Source organism: Candidatus Omnitrophota bacterium, assembly GCA_014728045.1.
Taxonomy (GTDB): domain Bacteria; phylum Omnitrophota; class Gorgyraeia; order Tantalellales; family Tantalellaceae; genus WJMH01.
On record WJMH01000006.1, the window covers coordinates 1 to 17,068 of the forward strand.

Annotated in this window: 17 protein-coding genes; 2 read left to right on the forward strand and 15 right to left on the reverse strand. The window is 49.1% G+C overall.

The annotated features are described in order from the left end of the window. Positions 1–20 precede the first annotated feature (20 nt). From GF409_00985 to GF409_01035, 11 genes are all read right to left on the reverse strand, one after another. Entirely contained in the window at positions 21–515 is a 495-nt protein-coding gene (locus GF409_00985; protein MBD3425786.1) for a hypothetical protein, read from the reverse strand. Between the two features lie 25 nt (positions 516–540). Further along, positions 541–852, reverse strand: a complete 312-nt coding sequence (locus GF409_00990; GenBank protein ID MBD3425787.1) for a hypothetical protein — start codon at positions 850–852, stop codon at positions 541–543. A gap of 357 nt (positions 853–1,209) precedes the next feature. Then, complete coding sequence (locus GF409_00995; GenBank protein ID MBD3425788.1) at positions 1,210–1,911, reverse strand: response regulator; 702 nt, start codon at positions 1,909–1,911, stop codon at positions 1,210–1,212. A 65-nt stretch (positions 1,912–1,976) separates the two neighbouring features. Continuing rightward, on the reverse strand, positions 1,977–2,588 hold the full coding sequence (locus tag GF409_01000; protein ID MBD3425789.1) for a hypothetical protein: 612 nt from the start codon (positions 2,586–2,588) through the stop codon (positions 1,977–1,979). A gap of 117 nt (positions 2,589–2,705) precedes the next feature. Beyond that, positions 2,706–2,855: a hypothetical protein gene (locus GF409_01005; GenBank protein MBD3425790.1), complete on the reverse strand. Its 150-nt coding sequence runs from the start codon at positions 2,853–2,855 to the stop codon at positions 2,706–2,708. A gap of 21 nt (positions 2,856–2,876) precedes the next feature. Further along, positions 2,877–3,254, reverse strand: a complete 378-nt coding sequence (locus tag GF409_01010) for a hypothetical protein (GenBank protein ID MBD3425791.1) — start codon at positions 3,252–3,254, stop codon at positions 2,877–2,879. 19 nt (positions 3,255–3,273) lie between these two features. Beyond that, positions 3,274–3,618: a hypothetical protein gene (locus GF409_01015; protein ID MBD3425792.1), complete on the reverse strand. Its 345-nt coding sequence runs from the start codon at positions 3,616–3,618 to the stop codon at positions 3,274–3,276. A 47-nt stretch (positions 3,619–3,665) separates the two neighbouring features. Then, positions 3,666–3,920, reverse strand: a complete 255-nt coding sequence (locus tag GF409_01020) for a hypothetical protein (GenBank protein MBD3425793.1) — start codon at positions 3,918–3,920, stop codon at positions 3,666–3,668. Positions 3,921–3,942: 22 nt separating this feature from the next. Then, on the reverse strand, positions 3,943–5,628 hold the full coding sequence (aspT, locus tag GF409_01025) for an aspartate-alanine antiporter (protein ID MBD3425794.1): 1,686 nt from the start codon (positions 5,626–5,628) through the stop codon (positions 3,943–3,945). 18 nt (positions 5,629–5,646) lie between these two features. Further along, a complete protein-coding gene (locus GF409_01030) occupies positions 5,647–7,236 on the reverse strand; it encodes a bifunctional aspartate transaminase/aspartate 4-decarboxylase (GenBank protein MBD3425795.1) in 1,590 nt (529 codons plus the stop codon). A 14-nt stretch (positions 7,237–7,250) separates the two neighbouring features. Next, positions 7,251–8,324, reverse strand: a complete 1,074-nt coding sequence (locus GF409_01035) for an asparaginase (GenBank protein MBD3425796.1) — start codon at positions 8,322–8,324, stop codon at positions 7,251–7,253. Positions 8,325–8,523: 199 nt separating this feature from the next. Here GF409_01035 and GF409_01040 point away from each other — a divergent pair, with 199 nt between their 5' ends. Beyond that, positions 8,524–9,714 carry a response regulator gene (locus GF409_01040; GenBank protein ID MBD3425797.1) on the forward strand — a complete coding sequence of 397 codons (1,191 nt, stop codon included), beginning with the start codon at positions 8,524–8,526 and terminating at the stop codon, positions 9,712–9,714. Between the two features lie 5 nt (positions 9,715–9,719). Here GF409_01040 and GF409_01045 read toward each other — a convergent pair whose 3' ends face one another. Then, entirely contained in the window at positions 9,720–9,944 is a 225-nt protein-coding gene (locus GF409_01045; GenBank protein ID MBD3425798.1) for a hypothetical protein, read from the reverse strand. 290 nt (positions 9,945–10,234) lie between these two features. Here GF409_01045 and GF409_01050 point away from each other — a divergent pair, with 290 nt between their 5' ends. After that, the gene (locus GF409_01050; GenBank protein ID MBD3425799.1) at positions 10,235–10,675 is read left to right on the forward strand and encodes a hypothetical protein; all 441 of its coding nucleotides are present in this window, start codon (positions 10,235–10,237) and stop codon (positions 10,673–10,675) included. 125 nt (positions 10,676–10,800) lie between these two features. Here the strand turns inward: GF409_01050 and GF409_01055 are convergent, their stop codons facing one another. Genes GF409_01055 through carB form a run of 3 tightly spaced genes read right to left on the reverse strand, consistent with a single transcriptional unit; the run spans position 10,801 to position 17,026 of the window. Beyond that, entirely contained in the window at positions 10,801–12,318 is a 1,518-nt protein-coding gene (locus GF409_01055; protein MBD3425800.1) for a DUF1846 family protein, read from the reverse strand. Between the two features lie 18 nt (positions 12,319–12,336). Beyond that, positions 12,337–13,782 (reverse strand): amidophosphoribosyltransferase, encoded by a 1,446-nt coding sequence (locus tag GF409_01060; GenBank protein MBD3425801.1) that lies wholly within the window; start codon positions 13,780–13,782, stop codon positions 12,337–12,339. Between the two features lie 43 nt (positions 13,783–13,825). After that, positions 13,826–17,026, reverse strand: coding sequence for a carbamoyl-phosphate synthase large subunit (gene carB / locus GF409_01065; GenBank protein ID MBD3425802.1), 3,201 nt, complete (start codon positions 17,024–17,026; stop codon positions 13,826–13,828). Between the last annotated feature and the right edge of the window lie 42 nt (positions 17,027–17,068).

Here is a 17,068-nt window from a genome sequence, read left to right on the forward strand (position 1 = left end):
AGACTTCCAGGAAAATCCATTTATTCACTCTCCTCTGCGCGCATCTCTTCTTCCATTTTGTCCAGCTCCTCCTTGATCGCCGACATGGATCTGATGGTCTTATCAAGTTTGTCACTCAGCTCCCGGCTCATTTCCTCGGTACGTTTGTATGTCTGTTCTGTGGCCCGGTCCGCGGCATCCGGGTCATCCGCAGTCGCCCGGCGTATCTTTCTCCAGCCTCTCAGTATCCTGCGTATGGTGGCAGCGGCTCTAGCAGCGAAGCCTTCCGGGCTCTGTTCCCCCTTTTCTGCTTCGGAGAGGCCCTCAGCCTCGGCTCTTTTGTAATCTTCAAGTTCTTCTTTTACCACGTTTAGGACTTTTATAGTGGTATCAATCTTCTCGTCCATATCTTCGGCCCATTCTTCAGGCTCCATTCCGGAGGTATAGGTACCGCCGGCAGCGGAGCTTTGAGCATAGACCGGGACCTGTGAAAACATAAAAATACATATGACCATAAACATTGTCAGTCTTCTCATATGCCATTCCTTTCGTGTCCCGGGCCTAGATCTTCTGGCTGGGAACTTGTTCGATGTCTTTAAGATAATAACTAAGCGCCTCAAGCCCTTTTCTGACATCTCGCATCATCTCTCCGAAAGAGGACCAAGCTTGCCTGAACTCTATAAATAGACCCCGTATATCGCCAATCGTTTTCTGGGCTTCAGCGAGATAGAAAACCAGAAAAAAAAGTAGCGCGGCTATAACGGCTATCAGGATTATCCTGCGACCCCACAGCCCGCTGACTTTTTTATGGCAATACCTGCAGACCTTCGCCTCATCCTGTATCAGCTCGGCGCAATAGGGACATCTTTTCATGTAAGCACCTTTTGCCTTCTGCTTTCGAACAAACGGTAATGATCCGTTCTAATTATTATACGCTATAGGAATTGATGCGACAAGTTCTTGGAGACATGTGTTCCGGATTCGTCGAATGCCTGCGACATATAAAAAACCGCGCTGCCCAAACGCGGTTTTTTTACCTACTCCGGTAGCTGGTAGGTGTTTTTTCCTTTTGGTTCATATCTATAATAAGTATAACACTTGCCTATTAAATCGGTATTAAACCGATATTAAATATGCATTAATTCTATGTTAAGATATAAGTGCTTATTTGACAAGGGTTTGCGTATATTTTATTACGCTGGAAAGGGATTTTTTATTCAAAGGGTCGTCTCAGAACTCTTCACGAAGCCTGTAACCAGCACCTCTTACCATCTCGATCAGATCACTGGCTTTACCCAGTTTTCTGCGCAAATGGCGGATATGGACATCAATCGTCCTGTCCAGTACGACCTTTTCATTACCCCAGAGATGGTGAAGGATCTTCTCCCGGCTGAAAACCTGGCCGGGCCTCGAACAAAGAAGCTGGAGTATCTTGAATTCAGTGGGGGTAAGCGCTATCTTTTTGCCGTCGACCTTGACCTGGTATCTTTTAAGATCTATCTCGAGCATGTCGGCGACCTTGATCTTGTCTTCCTCGATCTGTTCATCCTGCCTTTTGAGTATTGCCTTGACCTTGGCCAGAAGAACATCAAGAGAATAGGGTTTTACAAGATAATCAATAGCACCCAGGTCCATCCCAAATATCTGATCGGTGTCCTTGTCCTGTCCAGAGAGAATTATAACTGGTATATCGGCGAATTGTTCAGCCTCTTTTAACGTCTTGCATATCTGGAACCCGTTCATATCGGGAAGAACAATATCGAGTATTATCAGGTTGGGCCTCTGCGTGTGAAGATATTTAAAAAAGGCCTGAGCGGTTGTAAAGCCTTTTACTTCAAAACCTTCTTTACCAAGAAAATCGGATACGGTAGTGATTATATCCGGATCATCGTCGACTAAGGCTATAACTTGGTTTTTATACTGTTCGGTCATTTTTAACCCTCGATAGTTTAATATCCTAACAAGGTTAAGCGAGTTTGACAAGATATTTTGCCGGTTCACAGATACGGCTCTATCGCCCTGTACACTCTTTGAGCTATTATTTTGTAACCTTCAGCGTTAGGGTGGATCTTGTCGGACCTGAGATCCGGATCGGTCATTATCCCTTTCATCAGATACGGAACGAATATAGCTTCCTTTCGTTTTGCCAGGTCCTTAAGTTCATCATGATAAATGTTATAGATCCCGAATAAAGAACCTCCACTTATGTCGCACAACGCCACCATGGCTCCTCTGTCATGGATGCGATCAATCATGGCCTCGAGATTCACGATGGTCCTCTCCTCCGGCAGTCTCTGGAAATAATCGTTCGCGCCGAATTCTATTATTACGATATAGGGATCGGCTTGCAGAACATCTTCGTCAATCCGCTCCAGCGCATCCTCGCTGGTTTCCCCGGGAGCCCCTGAGTTTATTACGTTCCTTTTGACCATCTCTCCCAGAAAAAAAGGATATGCCTGGTCAGCTTCCGCCCCCTGTCCGTAAGTAATGCTGTTGCCGAAGCAGATGATATTAGTTCCACCAGAGCCGGTATTTTTTACCCTGGCAGTACATCCAGAGACACAAACACAGATTATGATAGAGATGAATATAAGGAGGTATTTTCTCATAGAATGATTTATTGATCCTGAGCCGGTGACTTCACTGAATACCAGGCCAAAAGAACGCTGAAAGTCTTTGGGCTACAACCAGAGAGCTTGCTTTTATAAAAAACCGGCCCATCAGACTTACTCCTCTTCGGACTCATCGGAACCGACATAATATTTCCCGAAATAATAATCATTCGGGTCAAGCCCCTCTTCGGCGAGTTTCATGCGCTTTTTATGACGTTTTTTCTTCTGTTTGGCCTTTATTTTTTTTCTTTTTTTAAGTCCCATACTAACTCCTTTGACTTGTTTTCATCCCTGTTCCACGGTCACTTTCGCCCCTGATCTTGCAAGACGAAGGACCGAAGGGTCGTTGCGCGTTTTACCGACTAGGACCACTTCACTGGCTGGGACCGGTCTATCTCCTCGGCTGGCCGGTGTAGGGCCGAAGAACACACACAGACTCTTACCTTCCGGCCAGAAAGCCACATCACCTGGATCAACTTCAAGCGTAGCGTCGTCCGCCGGAACCTCATCGATTCCTGTATCGAAATATATCTCATCGCCCCAGGTCCTGAGGGTGGAAGTTATTGGAAGCTCTTCTTTTATCCGATCCGCCGCAGACTTTTCAAAAAGTTCTGCCTCGAGCTCTATCCTGCCCTTATCCGATTCGACAAGTATTCTTATCATTACCGCCCTCCTGTCAGGATCATTCCAGTTCTAGAAGTGCACTGTGTGTGCCCTGTATACTGCAGGAAGCCTCGACCGTCACCGAATCGCCCTTTTTTAATTCCGGCAGCCTGTATTTAATTGTCTGTTTATCTTTATCATCCTGGACGGTCCGGACATCCTCGATGAGGCTCTTGCCGTTGATCGCAACGGTAACCTTTGCTACATAATGGTTCTCCGGATCAGTGACATTATGAAAAACAACAACTGAAAGAATGCTGGTCTGCGGATTATAATCGAGATCTATCCTGGAGGGTGAGTGCGCGAATACACCCTGCGACAGAACAAGCATAAATAGACATATAGCAATCAGAACCTTCTTCATCCTTACCTCCTCCTGAAAAGAATCCGCCCCCCCTGAAAAAGTTCGGGTCAGTATTCTTCCCTGGTTATACTCCTGTATAAAGCAAATATGACTATAAGGTACGCCAGCACCCTCAACATGATAATGAATATCTCAAATATCTCTGTAAGATCAAGAATGTTGATCAAGTGGGATACCCCGAAAAGCCCGAAAGCGACCCCTATGAACAGAGGCACATTGTCCTTTTTCTTCTTGAATGCCCAGCACCCCAGAACGAGGATGATGGCGCATAACGAAGTATTGATTATATTTATCGGATTCATGTCTTATCCTTTCTCAGGCTGTTTAGATCTTGATAACATGAACAAGCACTGTCCCCCATACGGTAAGTATCACGTTACCGAAAGCGTAAGGTATGGTGTAACCAAGAGCGGGTATAGCGCTGTCGCATTCCTCCTTAAGTGCGTTAAGCGCGGCGGTCACGGTGCCCGATCCGGTAAGCGCCCCGAAAAGTAGGACCGGGTTCAGTTTAAGCACGTATTTACCGAAGAATATACCCAGTATATGCGGAACGAGTGTAAGGGTCGCTCCCGCAAAGAATAAAGCGAGCCCCGTGGTCTGCAGAGCATGGATCGCTCTTGGTCCTGCCGCCAAGCCCAGACAGGCGATAAAAAGATTAAGCCCCAGATCGGTGAAGATCCATTGAGCGCCAGTCGGTATCTGTCCGAAGGTCGGGTGCACGGATTTCAACCAGCCGAAAACAAGACCGGAGACCAGCACACCTCCCCCTACACCCAGTGTAATGGGGATATCCCCCACCCGTACCGCCAGAAGTCCCAGAAGCGTTCCCAGAACACATCCTATTCCCACCATAATCAGGTCCGTAACGGCAGTGGGCCTCTCCGGGTATCCCAGATATTCAGCTATTTTATCAACGTCCTTCTGAGAACCGGCTACCTGAAGAACATCACATTTATGGACCACGGTATCCCTGGTCAAAGGAAGTTCATGCCCCTGGCGTGTGATACGTCTTAAAAAACAACCGTGTCCGTGTTCGGCGCTTATCTCGCCTAGGGTCTTTCCCACAACCTCTTTATTGATCACGCATATATCCAGTATCTCCCCGACCAGGTCCACTATGCCTTTATCGTCCACTTCAGGGCCTATCATCGAATCGGCCTTTAGGAACTCCTTGCGATCTCCGACCAGCGCGATCTCATCATTCAGCTGGAGAATGATATCCGGTCCCGGGTCCAACACCTTGTCTTCTCTTTTGATCTTGTCGACGAAAACCTTCCCCGGAAACATATTTTCTACATCCTTAACGCTCTTACCGATAAAGGCGTTCTCTGTCACGCGGTAAGCCCTTAGATTCAGCTGTTTGAACCATGAAAAAAGTTCTGGCCCCAGCTCTTCTTCGCTGCCACCCGACATCTCTTTCTCGAGCTTCCGCGCTTCTTCCTTGAGGTTGATCCTCATCAGACGGGGAACTATTTTGTAGAAGACGATCATGCCCGCTGTACCAAAGACGTACGTGATAGCGTACGCGATCGCGACGTTACTGTCCATCGTGGCCCTTTGCGCGGCGGAACCGGCAATATGCTTTATCGCCCCTTCTGCCGTCCCGATGGCCGAGGACTGGGTCAGAGCACCCGCGAGCATTCCGGCACTGGTCCCCTTCCCGAAACCGAACGCGTTAGCGATGAGTATGGCGGCGGTCAGCCCCACCACCCCGAAGAAGAGCGACAACCAGATATAACTCAGTCCCTCTTTCTTGAGGCCCCCGAAAAACTGGGGTCCGACCTTGTAACCGATGGTGAATATGAACAGTGCGAAGGCGACCGCTTTGAGCAGCGGGGGTATCTGCACATTGATCTGACCGAGCACCAACGCAGCTATGAGCACACCCGCAGTGGATCCGAGGTTAAAGCCGAATATTTTTATTTTACCGACGTAGTATCCTGCCGCTATTGCTAAAAATACAAGTATCTGGGGATACTCTTTACAAACATTTACCACTTCTTGCCACATAGTTCCCCCTTTTAGCCGTTATTTTCTGGATGATGCCCATTTATCATGATAATCCGCCAAAAGATCGCTTATCGCTTTGCCGATGTCACTGTATGCCTTGTTAGGCAGGTTCGCCAGTGAAACCCGCACCGACATCTCAGGAGCATCGAACCCGCCCCCGTCCATAAGAACGACTGACTTCTCATCGGCCAGGCGCCAGACAAAATCTATCGGTTCGTAATCCTTTACCAGGTGTTCAGCGAATTCGTCGCCGTATCTCTGCCTGGCCAGAGAAGGCACATCTATGGTCGTATAGTAATGGGCGTCCCACGAATTATCCGGGGCAGGCGCTCCGACCGCCTCATAAAGCGTGTTGAACCTTTCGGCCACGATGGACTGAGCCTCCTGTTTATATTTATCGTCCCTGTCAATAAGACAGTACAGCGAAAAAAGAACGATCATGACCTGCTGAGGCGTCGACAGCCCCGCGGTATGGTGCAAAGCGACGGAACGGCTGTCGGCGACCATCCTGTCTATGAGTTTCATGTTATCGGGGTCGAGCTCCACGGTGCTGTACCTCTTGTGCAGAGCTTTTCTGTCCGGTTCCGGCAGGTCGGCTATCATTTTGTCGAAGACATTGTTCTCATGCAAGCCTATGACTCCCAGACGCCATCCTGTAGCCCCGAAATATTTTGAATAGGAATAAACGAGAATGGTGTTATACGGCGCTACTGCGGCAAGCGATTTGAACCCGTTGACGAATGTACCATAGACATCATCCGTCAGCAGAATGAGGTCCTTTCGTCTGGTCCTCACCAGTTCGGATATCTTCTCAAGAGCCCCATGAGCCATGCTAACGGAGGTCGGGTTCGACGGGTTAACAAGAAAGAAAGCCTTTACGTCCGGATCGGCAAGTTTTTCTATTTCGGACTCGGGATACTGCCAGTCAGCGTTCTCATCCTGTTGCACCTCAAGTTCCACCAGCTCGTAATCGTTAAGACGCGGGATCTCTATGTAAGGGGTGAATATGGGCGTGCCGAGGGCTATCTTGTCCCCTTTATGAAGAAGCTTGTTCTCCATGAGGCTGGTAAAGATATAATCCATGGCGGCTGTACCGCCCTCGGTGGCAAAAAGATCGAATTTGCCCTTTGGGGGATCGCCCGCGCACATCTCCTGGTCAAGATATCTCTGGATAACCTTCTCGGTATTCACAAGTATCCTGTCCGGGGTCGGGTAATGATCCCCGAGTATGGCATCCACCATCTCACAAATGAAATCATCCGCGTCCAGCTTGAGATCATTACATACATACTTGTACGCTTCCTTCAAAAAAGGCACGCCTTCGGACTCCCACCTCTCGTCCATGAACTGCTCGAACCTTTTGCCTATCCCCTTTTTCTCCGGGGTGGACCCGAGCCTTTCCCGGTGGGGCGCCCTTTCGGATTCCTGGACCGCGAAAAGCCCCAGCTGGAAGAACCCCCGGCGTGGTGTCATGGCTATCCAGTTAGGGTTGCCCCTTCCTGCGTTAAGCATCATACGCTCATGATGCGTCCCGGCCATATTCATAAGTTTGTTCTTAAGTTCGAATGGACTTAAGGCTTCGTATTTTTTCTCTTCCAACCGGGTCATCATGTCCTCCTTGTTTAAGTTTCGAAATATCCCTCGAGCTTGGACCTGTCATCGGCGGTATGTGGCAACGAGAGCATAAGAAGCAGACGGGCTTTCGGCGGAGTAAGGTCACCGCCCAAAAAGACCCCTTCTTTTTTCAAGGTCGCCCCGCCGCCCTTGTCAGCGTAAATAGGAAAAACCCCACCGTGGTAAACCCTTGTCGATATGACGATGATAACGTTCTTGCTAAGAGCATATTCTATTACTTGATTGACCTTGGCGTTAACATTCCCGGCTCCCACTCCCTCGATAACAACGCCTTCTGCCCCCGAATCAACAACATGTCTTAAAAGACTTCCGTCATCCCCCGCATAAGTGGCAAGAAGCACCACCTCGGGGAGTTTCTCTGGAAGAGGAAGCCTCACGCGTTTTGATCTTTCCCTGAATTTTATCACTTTGCCGCCATGTATATACCCGAGATAACCTTTTTCTCCGGAATTAAAGGTCTGTACATTGGTGGTTTGTGTTTTCCTGACATCGCGGGCGGAATTGACATACTGGTTGAGCGCGACGGTAACGCCCCACCCCTGGGCCTCTTCTGAAGATGCAAGAATGACACCGTTGAGTATATTGGCCGGGCCGTCTGGCGAGACACTTGAAGCGTCGCGCATGGCTCCGACAAAAACCACGGGTTTATCACTCTTCACGGTAAGGTCCAGAAAAAACGCTCCTTCTGCCATGGTATCGGTACCGTGTGTAACAACGGCTCCCTTGATCATCGGGTCCTGGAGGGTCTCATCCACTTTTTTGCTCAAATTAGCCCATATCTCAGGGGTCATCTGGGAACTGTCAATATTGGAGAAATTAATAACTTTGATATTTGCGACACCGGAAATCTCCGGTACGGCTTTTAAAAGTGCCTGGCCGGAAAGTGCTGGCACGGCCCCGCCTGTTTCCGGATCGGTCTTCTCGGCTATGGTGCCCCCTGTTGTGATAATAGCTACAGTCGGCAGGTTCGGATCGATGGATCTTACGGCTTGTTGCGGGAAAACGGTTGAAGGAACTATAATTAGAAAAACCAAAAAGAAAAAGCCCCGGAGTTTCTTCATGGAATCCCCCCCTTAGCGTTTGTATGACCAGTATCGTATTCATATATAATATCTGTATTTACGGGCGTTTTCAAGTCCGCTATGAAAATAAGCGGAATTGATCTATCGAGGACAGATTTTAAAATGATTATAAAATTCACATAAAATGTTGTGGCGAACATCCATGTTTAGGGGTATAATAGTTAGAGAGGAGTCGGACATGAAGGCTAAGACCCGTAAAAAAAGGATCCTCATAGCCGATGCCGACAATATCAACTCGCAGCTTTTCAACGCGCTGTTGCGCAAACTGGGCTATGAAGGCATAAATGCCGCGACCGGTAAACAGGCCGTCCGTAAAGCTAAAAAGTACCTCCCCGACCTTATCCTTCTGGACGTTAACTTATCCGATCTTTCCGGCTTCAAGATCATTACTTCCCTCAAAAACGACTCAAACACTGCCCATATCCCAATAATTATCCTTACCGAACCCGACTCGAAGAAAGATGTCCTTAAGGGCATCTCCAGAGGCGCGAACGATTACATAACAAAGCCCATAGACATGCACGAACTCTCACTGAGAGTGCGAAATCACATAAAAATAAAAGAATATCAGGATTTCCTGAACGTTCATAATCTTGAACTTGAAAAACAGGTGCGCGACAGAACGCATAAACTGAGCGAAACGCTCGATGAACTTGACCAGGCGTACATCAAGATCAAGCTGGGGTATATGGACACCGTCCAGAAACTGGCTCTTACGGCCGAATATAAAGATGAAGATACCGGGGTGCATATTCGGCGCATCGGTCTCTACAGCCGTTTCCTTGCCAGGTCCGTCGGTATGGACGCGGAATTCGTGGATACCATTTATTATGCCTCCCCCATGCATGACATAGGTAAGGTCGGCATACCCGACAGGATACTGCTTAAGAACGCGGCCCTCTCCCGGACGGAATGGCAGGTGATGGTAACACACACCACGATCGGGCAGAAGATCCTGAACGGTTCGGACTCCCCGTTCATTCAAATGGCCGAAAAAATTGCATTATCCCACCACGAAAGATGGGATGGAAGCGGTTATCCGAATCGTATCAAAGGCAAAGACATACCGCTTGAAGCCAGAATAACCAATATAGCCGACCAGTATGACGCCCTCCGAAGCAGGAGACCTTATAAACCGGCTTTCGGCCATGAAAAAGTCCGCTTCATCATCACCAAAGGTGATGGCAGGACATCACCCGGACATTTTGATCCGGGCATCCTGGAAAGCTTCAGAAAAAACCATAAGAAAATAGAAGAGATCTATGAGACCCACAAGGACGACGATAACTCACCTCTGTACGTGAAAACCCCGGGAACGGTGTTTCTCCGCCCCCGGGGTTCTTCAACTAAACGCTGTTTTTCAGATTGAACCCGTCAGTTCTTTCCTCTTCCCTTGGTCTGTTTCCAGACATTGTGTGTATCGCTTTTCTGCTCGGGAGTTTCCGGTATCTGTTTCCTGAAAAGATCCGCAAAATCGCCCCAAAATTTCCTTACCATGGATTGTTCCTGTTCGGTACCCTGCTGTTTTTCGGCGGCAAACAAGACAGTGCTGCCCATGACCAGCATCGCAACCAGTACAACCGCTATGAGCTTCTTCATAATACCCTCCCTTCAATGATAAAAAGAACGAATATATTATACGCTAAAGTTTATGGGCGGGCAAGTCCAGGCTCGCAAAAATCACCCCGGGGTCATTTTGCCGTTTTGAATATCCCTCCAGCGGGTAACATCCTTGAGGACCTGTATCATTTGCTGTAGAGATACTGGAATGTCACACGCAAGTTATTCCTGAAAAATTCTGCGATTTCTGTTCTCTATATGCTTTTCTCGGGCGGCATAAGATATGGTATAATAAATCTGCTATCAGAAAAAGCCTGAAGGGAGTGCATATGAAGAAGATCACTATTTTGCTTGTTTTCTGTCTGTTCGTTGCAGCTTCATCTTACGCCCAAGTCGAGATCATTAAGACCGAGGAGGGCGACCAAGCAATCATCTCGGAAAACAAGAGACTTACCGTATTCAAGGACTCGCCCATAAGCGAAGGGGATTATATATGCGTTTATCTTGATTCCTCGCTGCTTGAGGAAGAGGGCTACAACATAATCGAGTATTACATCCTGAATAAGATCGACAAGCACTACGTGACGGTAGGCATGACCAAAGCAAAGATCCAATTGCCCCTGTACTTGATAACCGATGAAGAATATTCCGAAAGCTCAGTTCCTCTTGGGGGGTTCACTGTCTCGACCGGAACCTTCTTGGCAAGAGGCATCAAAATAAAGATAACGGTCACCGACGCGGAGCATATCACCGCGGAAATATTGGATTGATCCTGCCTGCTACACACCGTGGCGATCTGCAGAGACATATTCCCCTTCTCCATCAGAAGAAGACCTTAGACCTCTAGAGTTTTACACTATGGGGATAAAAGCCCGTTAGATGCTATCATTTGGTCTCAGGCCACAAAAAAACTCTTGGTGGCGAAATTCGGCTCGCTGGTAAGGTTTATGCCAAGTTTTCGAAGTCCGGCTTCATCTCCGGGGGTCGGCATATGGGTCAGATGAACGTCGTTACCTTTAAGTTCCTTGAGCTTATCCAGAGCGAGCTGCGCGGTCGGATTGGTAGCCGCGCTTATGCTCAGCGCTATCAGGGTCTCATCCAGGTCAAGGCTCATGTTCCTTTCCCTAGCAAGTTGTTTCTTGAACCTGCTGATAGAATCAACTATTGCGGGGGGAAGCAGGTGTATCTTGTCGGGAATCTCAGCAACTTCCTTTACTGCGTTCAGAATGAGGCTTGAAGCGGCATGCATGCTCGATGAATTCTTTCCTGTAACGACCCTGCCGTCGGCGAGAAGCATGGCAGCACCGCAGAATATACCTTCGTGACCCTTCCCCTTGTTCTGTGCTTCGACCATTGCTTTCTTCGCCGGTTCGACCACCGGGCGATCCTCAGGCCGCATTCCTATCTCCTGCATTATAAGACGCGCCCTTTCAACGGTATCCTTGTCCGCAAAACCAATGGCATACTCGCACGAATACCTGAAATACCTTCTTATGATCTCCTGCTTAGCGGCCTCTCGCACGGCATCATCATCAACTATACCGAACCCCGCCCTGTTAACACCCATATCGGTAGGAGACTTATACACGGTATCCTCTCCCATTATCTTCTCCAGTATCCTCTTCAGAAGAGGGAAAGCATCCACGTCACGGTTATAATTTATCGCCGTTTTACCGTAAGCTTCAAGATGGAAAGGATCTATCATGTTGAAATCCTTAAGATCTGCAGTAGCCGCCTCATAGGCGACGTTCACCGGATGCTTGAGAGGCAGGTTCCATATGGGAAAGGTCTCGAACTTCGCGTATCCCGCATTTACTCCTCTGCGGTGTTCGTGATATACCTGCGAAAGGCTTGTGGCGAGCTTTCCGCTGCCCGGACCCGGGCCTGTTACCACCACAAGCGGTCTTGTCGTCTCGATAAATTTATTCGCCCCGTACCCCTCATCGCTGACGATAAGGTCTACGTCGGTCGGATATCCTTTGGTGTACCGGTGTGTATAGACCTTGACACCGCGGCGTTCCAGTTTATTCTTGAATATCTTAGCCGATGGCTGATTCTCATAACGGGTAATGACGACCCCCGCAACACGCAATCCGCGTTCACCGAGCTCATCCAGCATCCTTAGCGCGTCGGAGTCATATGTTATACCGAAATCCGCCCGGACTTTTTTCCTCTCGATATCCCCTGCGTAAATACAAAGGATTATCTCGGCCTTATCGGCGAGCTTCTGCAAAAGCTGCATCTTTACATCCGGAGCGAACCCGGGAAGTATCCTCGCGGCATGGAAATCATACACTATTTTGCCGCCGAACTCGAGATAAAGCTTGTCCCCGAACTTTTCCACCCTTTGTAGGATGGCCTTGGTCTGTTCTTCCAGGTATTTGCCGTTATCAAATCCGGCCTTATCCAACATCCTGGTCCTTATATCCATCTAGGCCTCCGTTTTTACGGCTTTCTTATTCTCCTTACGGATAGAACTTCCGGGACATTCACCGTTCCAGCAATAAGTGCACAGCTTCTCTCTGGGCAAACCAACGGCTTTGATCATGTCCTCCATAGTCTGGTATTTCAGTGTGGTAACGTCAATATCTTTTCTTATCCACTCGATCATCTGTTCATACTTATCTGAGCTCTCATCAACATATTCTGTGACGTCCTCAATATCGTGCCCTTCTATCGCCCGGATCGCTTTCCTGGCCGCCAGTTCGTTGATGCTGCGTGTTGATAAGCAAAATTTACAGGGGAACATAAGGGGCGGACAAGCCGGCCTCACGTGTACTTCCTTGGCACCGGCGTCCCAGAGTTTTTTAACGGTAAAGTTCTTCAACTGAGTGCCCCTGACTATTGAATCCTCGCAAATAGCTATCCTGTTATCCTCTATAACCTCTTTGATGGGGATAAGTTTCATGGTTGCGACAAGATCGCGGGTTTCCTGGGAGGGCGGGGTGTAACTGCGCCCATATCCGGGAGTATATTTAACAAGCGGCCTTCTTAAAGGTCTGCCGCTTTCCATGGCATACCCCAGAGCGTGTCCCATTCCCGAATCCGGTATCCCCGCAACCAGATCAAGTTCTACATCCTTATCATGCCTTGCCAGAGCTCTTCCGGCCCGCTCCCTTACTATCTCGGTATTTATGCCTTCGTAAGAGGATGCCGGAAAACCCGTATATATCCACAGGAATGTGCAGATCTGGGTTTTCTCCCCGGACTCTTTCTTCTGAACGGGACCATCTTCTGTAATAAGCACTATTTCTCCGGGTTCAAGATATTTTACTATTTCAAACCGGTTATTCGGGAAAGCGCTGGTTTCAGCAGTAACGGCCCAGGTATCATCCCGCTTTCCCAGCACAAGAGGCGTATACCCCAAACGGTCCCTTGCAGCATAGATCCCCTGTTCGTTCAGTAAAAGTAGCGAGCAGGAACCCTCTATTCTCTCCATCATCCTTTCGATGCCATCCACTATGCTGGTGCCCTGATTTATCAGCTTTGCTATGAGTTCGGTAATATTCACGGACACCGGGCTCATCTCACTGAACGAAACGCCCTCGCTGAGGAGTTGCTCGGCGAGCTGTTCGGCATTCTCGATCAGGCCACTGGTAACTATGCAAAAAGGGCCGAACTTGGAATTAAGGTACATCGGCTGCTCGTTGCAATCGCTTATAACGCCAATACCCATATTGCCACGCATACGTTTGGCATCGGTGTAGAACTTGGACTTGAACTGACTCTGGCTGATGTCATGTATCTGTCTCTGGAAAATATCCCCCAAAACCGCCATGCCACCGAATTCGGTACCCAGATGTGAATGATAATCCGTCCCGTACAGGACCGTTGACGCGCAGTTACCTTTTGATACAGCTCCGAAAACACCGCTCATATTTTTCTCCTCTTTAATTCTTGCAATAACGAACTTATCTATTTTACCCGTGGTACTCCTGGAGAGCCTTGGGCACCATATCCCTGTTCTTCTTGATCGCTTCTATGCCCGCGACACTTGCCTCAGCAGCCGCGATGGACGTGACATACGGTGTCTTGCGCTGTATGGCAGCCATGCGTATATAGCTATCGTCGTATTTGCTGTCCTTGCCTATGGGCGTATTTATGACCATATGTATCTCATCGTTCTTGAGGGCGTCTGTTATATTAGGTCTGCCCTCATACAGCTTCTTTACCTCGACACAATCTATGCCGTTGCTGATGAGGTGCTCGCGTGTTCCCTTGGTAGCGTAGATATTCAGACCGAGATCCTTGATCTTCCTGGCTATCGGAACAAGGAACGGTTTATCTTTATCTGCCACCGTCAGAAGCACGTTCCCCTCTATTGGCAGCTTGGCACCAGTGGCCTCCTGGGCTTTGTAGAAAGCGTATTCAAAAGTATCGGCCGCTCCCATCACTTCGCCTGTCGCCCTCATCTCCGGCCCAAGAAGCGGATCCACCTCGGGGAACATATTGAACGGAAAGACCGCTTCCTTCACGCCGTAGAATTTGGGCTTCATGCTCTTCAAGTCGTCATACTTGCTCAGCTTCTCACCTATCATCAGCTCCGTGGCGATACGGGCTATCGGCACCCCGGCCACTTTCGATACCAGCGGCACCGTACGGGAAGCCCGGGGATTAGCTTCAAGTATATAAACGACATCGTCGCATATGGCATACTGTATGTTTATCAGACCGACCACCTTGAGCTCTTTGGCTATCGCGCTGGTATATTCTTCGATTTTCTTGAGATGTTCCGGCTTGATAGTGCGGCTCGGGATAGAACAGGCCGAATCGCCCGAATGCACGCCGGCAAGTTCTATGTGTTCCATCACCGACGCTATAAAGGTCTCCTTCCCGTCTGATAGAGCATCCACTTCCGCCTCGGTGGCGCTTTCGAGGAACCTGTCTATGAGCATCGGGTGCTCCGGACTGACCTTTATCGCTTCGGTTGCATATTTTGTAAGGGATTCTTCGTCATAGATTATTTCCATACCCCTACCGCCCAGTACGTAAGAAGGCCTCACCATAAGAGGAAACCCGATATTTTTGGCTATCTTAATCGCTTCATCCAGGGATCTTGCGATCCCGCTCTCCGGTTGCGGTATTCCCAACTCTATCATCTTTTCCCGAAAGTGCTCCCTGTCTTCGGCGAAATGAATGCTCTCGGGGGAAGTACCCAGGATCTTCACGCCGTTATCTTTGAGCTCCTGCGCTATGTTAAGAGGCGTCTGTCCTCCGAACTGCACGATGACACCCTCGGGCTTCTCCTTTTCGTATATAGCCATTACATCCTCAACGGTCAACGGTTCAAAGTAAAGTTTGTCCGAAGTATCGTAATCCGTTGATACCGTTTCCGGATTACAGTTGACCATGATGGTTTCAAATCCTTTCTCCCGCAAGGCGAAAGCCGCATGCACACAGGTATAATCGAACTCTATTCCCTGCCCTATCCGGTTAGGCCCACCACCCAGGATCATGATCTTCCTGTTCTTGTCCACGGGAACATTGTCTTCACCGCAGCTGTAAGTGGAATAATAATAGGCTGCGTTCTCCACACCGCTTACCGGTACTGCTTCATAACGGGCGACCTTGCCTATTTTTAGCCTTCTTTTCCTTATCTTTTTCTCATCCACCTTAAACAGCCCCGCGAGATACCTGTCGGAAAAACCCCACTCTTTGGCCTTGGCCAGCATATCGTCAGTCACACCGTCCCAGCCAATCTTGGCCATGTCAATCTCGAAATCGGCAAGCTCTTTCATCTCGTTGATGAACCATGGATGTATCGAAGTCACTTCGTGCAGGTCTTCAGGGCTTATGCCTTTGCGCAGAGCCTCATACATTAAAAAGATGCGCTCACTTGAAGGAGGCGAAAGCCTGTGCCTTATCTCATCAACAGGAAGATCGCTGAAATCCTTCGCCCCGCCAAGCCCGTATCGTTTAATCTCAAGCGAACGTATAGACTTCTGGAAAGCTTCCTTGAAGGTCTTGCCTATGCTCATCACTTCACCGACGGCCTTCATCTGGGTCCCCAGAACATCCTTGGCCTGAGGGAATTTCTCAAAGGCCCACCGGGCGAACTTGATCACCACATAATCCCCGCTGGGTTCATATTTTTCCAGAGTGCCCTCTTTCCAGTAGGGTATCTCATCCATGGTCAGGCCGGCTGCGAGTTTTGTGGATATGCGGGCGATGGGAAACCCCGTCGCCTTAGAAGCAAGCGCGGAAGACCTGGAGGTACGGGGATTTATCTCTATGACCACCAGCCTATCGTCCTCGGCATTGTGCGCGAACTGAACGTTGGTCCCCCCCACAACTCCAATAGCATCAACGATCTTGTAAGCGACATCCTGCAGCTTCTTCTGGAGTTTCTCGGACACCGTCAGCATCGGGGCCGAACAGAAACTGTCCCCTGTATGCACCCCCATGGGGTCTATGTTCTCGATAAAGCAGACCGTTATTTTTTGGCCCTTCTCGTCCCTTACTACTTCCAGTTCCAGCTCTTCCCAGCCCAGGACCGACTCCTCGACCAGCACCTGATGCACGAGACTTGCAGCCAGACCGCGTGTCACTATCGTCCTCAGCTCCTCAACGTTATAAGCTATCCCGCCACCTGTGCCGCCGAGAGTATACGCAGGGCGCAGAACCACCGGGTAACCGAGCTGTTCGGCGATCTTCTCGGCTTCCTCGACAGAATGGCACGGTTCCGACTTGGCCATCGGAACCCCCAGCCTGTTCATTGTCTCCTTGAAAGCGATACGATCCTCTCCCCTTTCTATCGTATCGGATTTGACACCGATGATATCTACCCCGTATTTTTCGAGTATGCCGGCCTTGTTGAGACTGGATGAAAGGTTAAGACCGGTCTGGCCGCCCAGATTGGGCAACAGCCCGTCGGGTTTTTCTTTTTTGATTATCCTTTCGAGGCTTTCCACGGTAAGCGGTTCGATGTAGGTCTTATCGGCGGTTTCCGGGTCGGTCATTATCGTCGCGGGGTTTGAATTGACCAGTACCACTTCATACCCTTCTTCCTTGAGGGCCCTGCATGCCTGCGTACCTGAGTAATCGAATTCACAGGCCTGCCCTATGATTATCGGCCCCGAGCCTATTATCAGAATCTTATGGATATCATTTCGTTTTGGCATCATTCCTCCTTGCCTTTTAAATTAAAAAAGGGCGAATTCCCC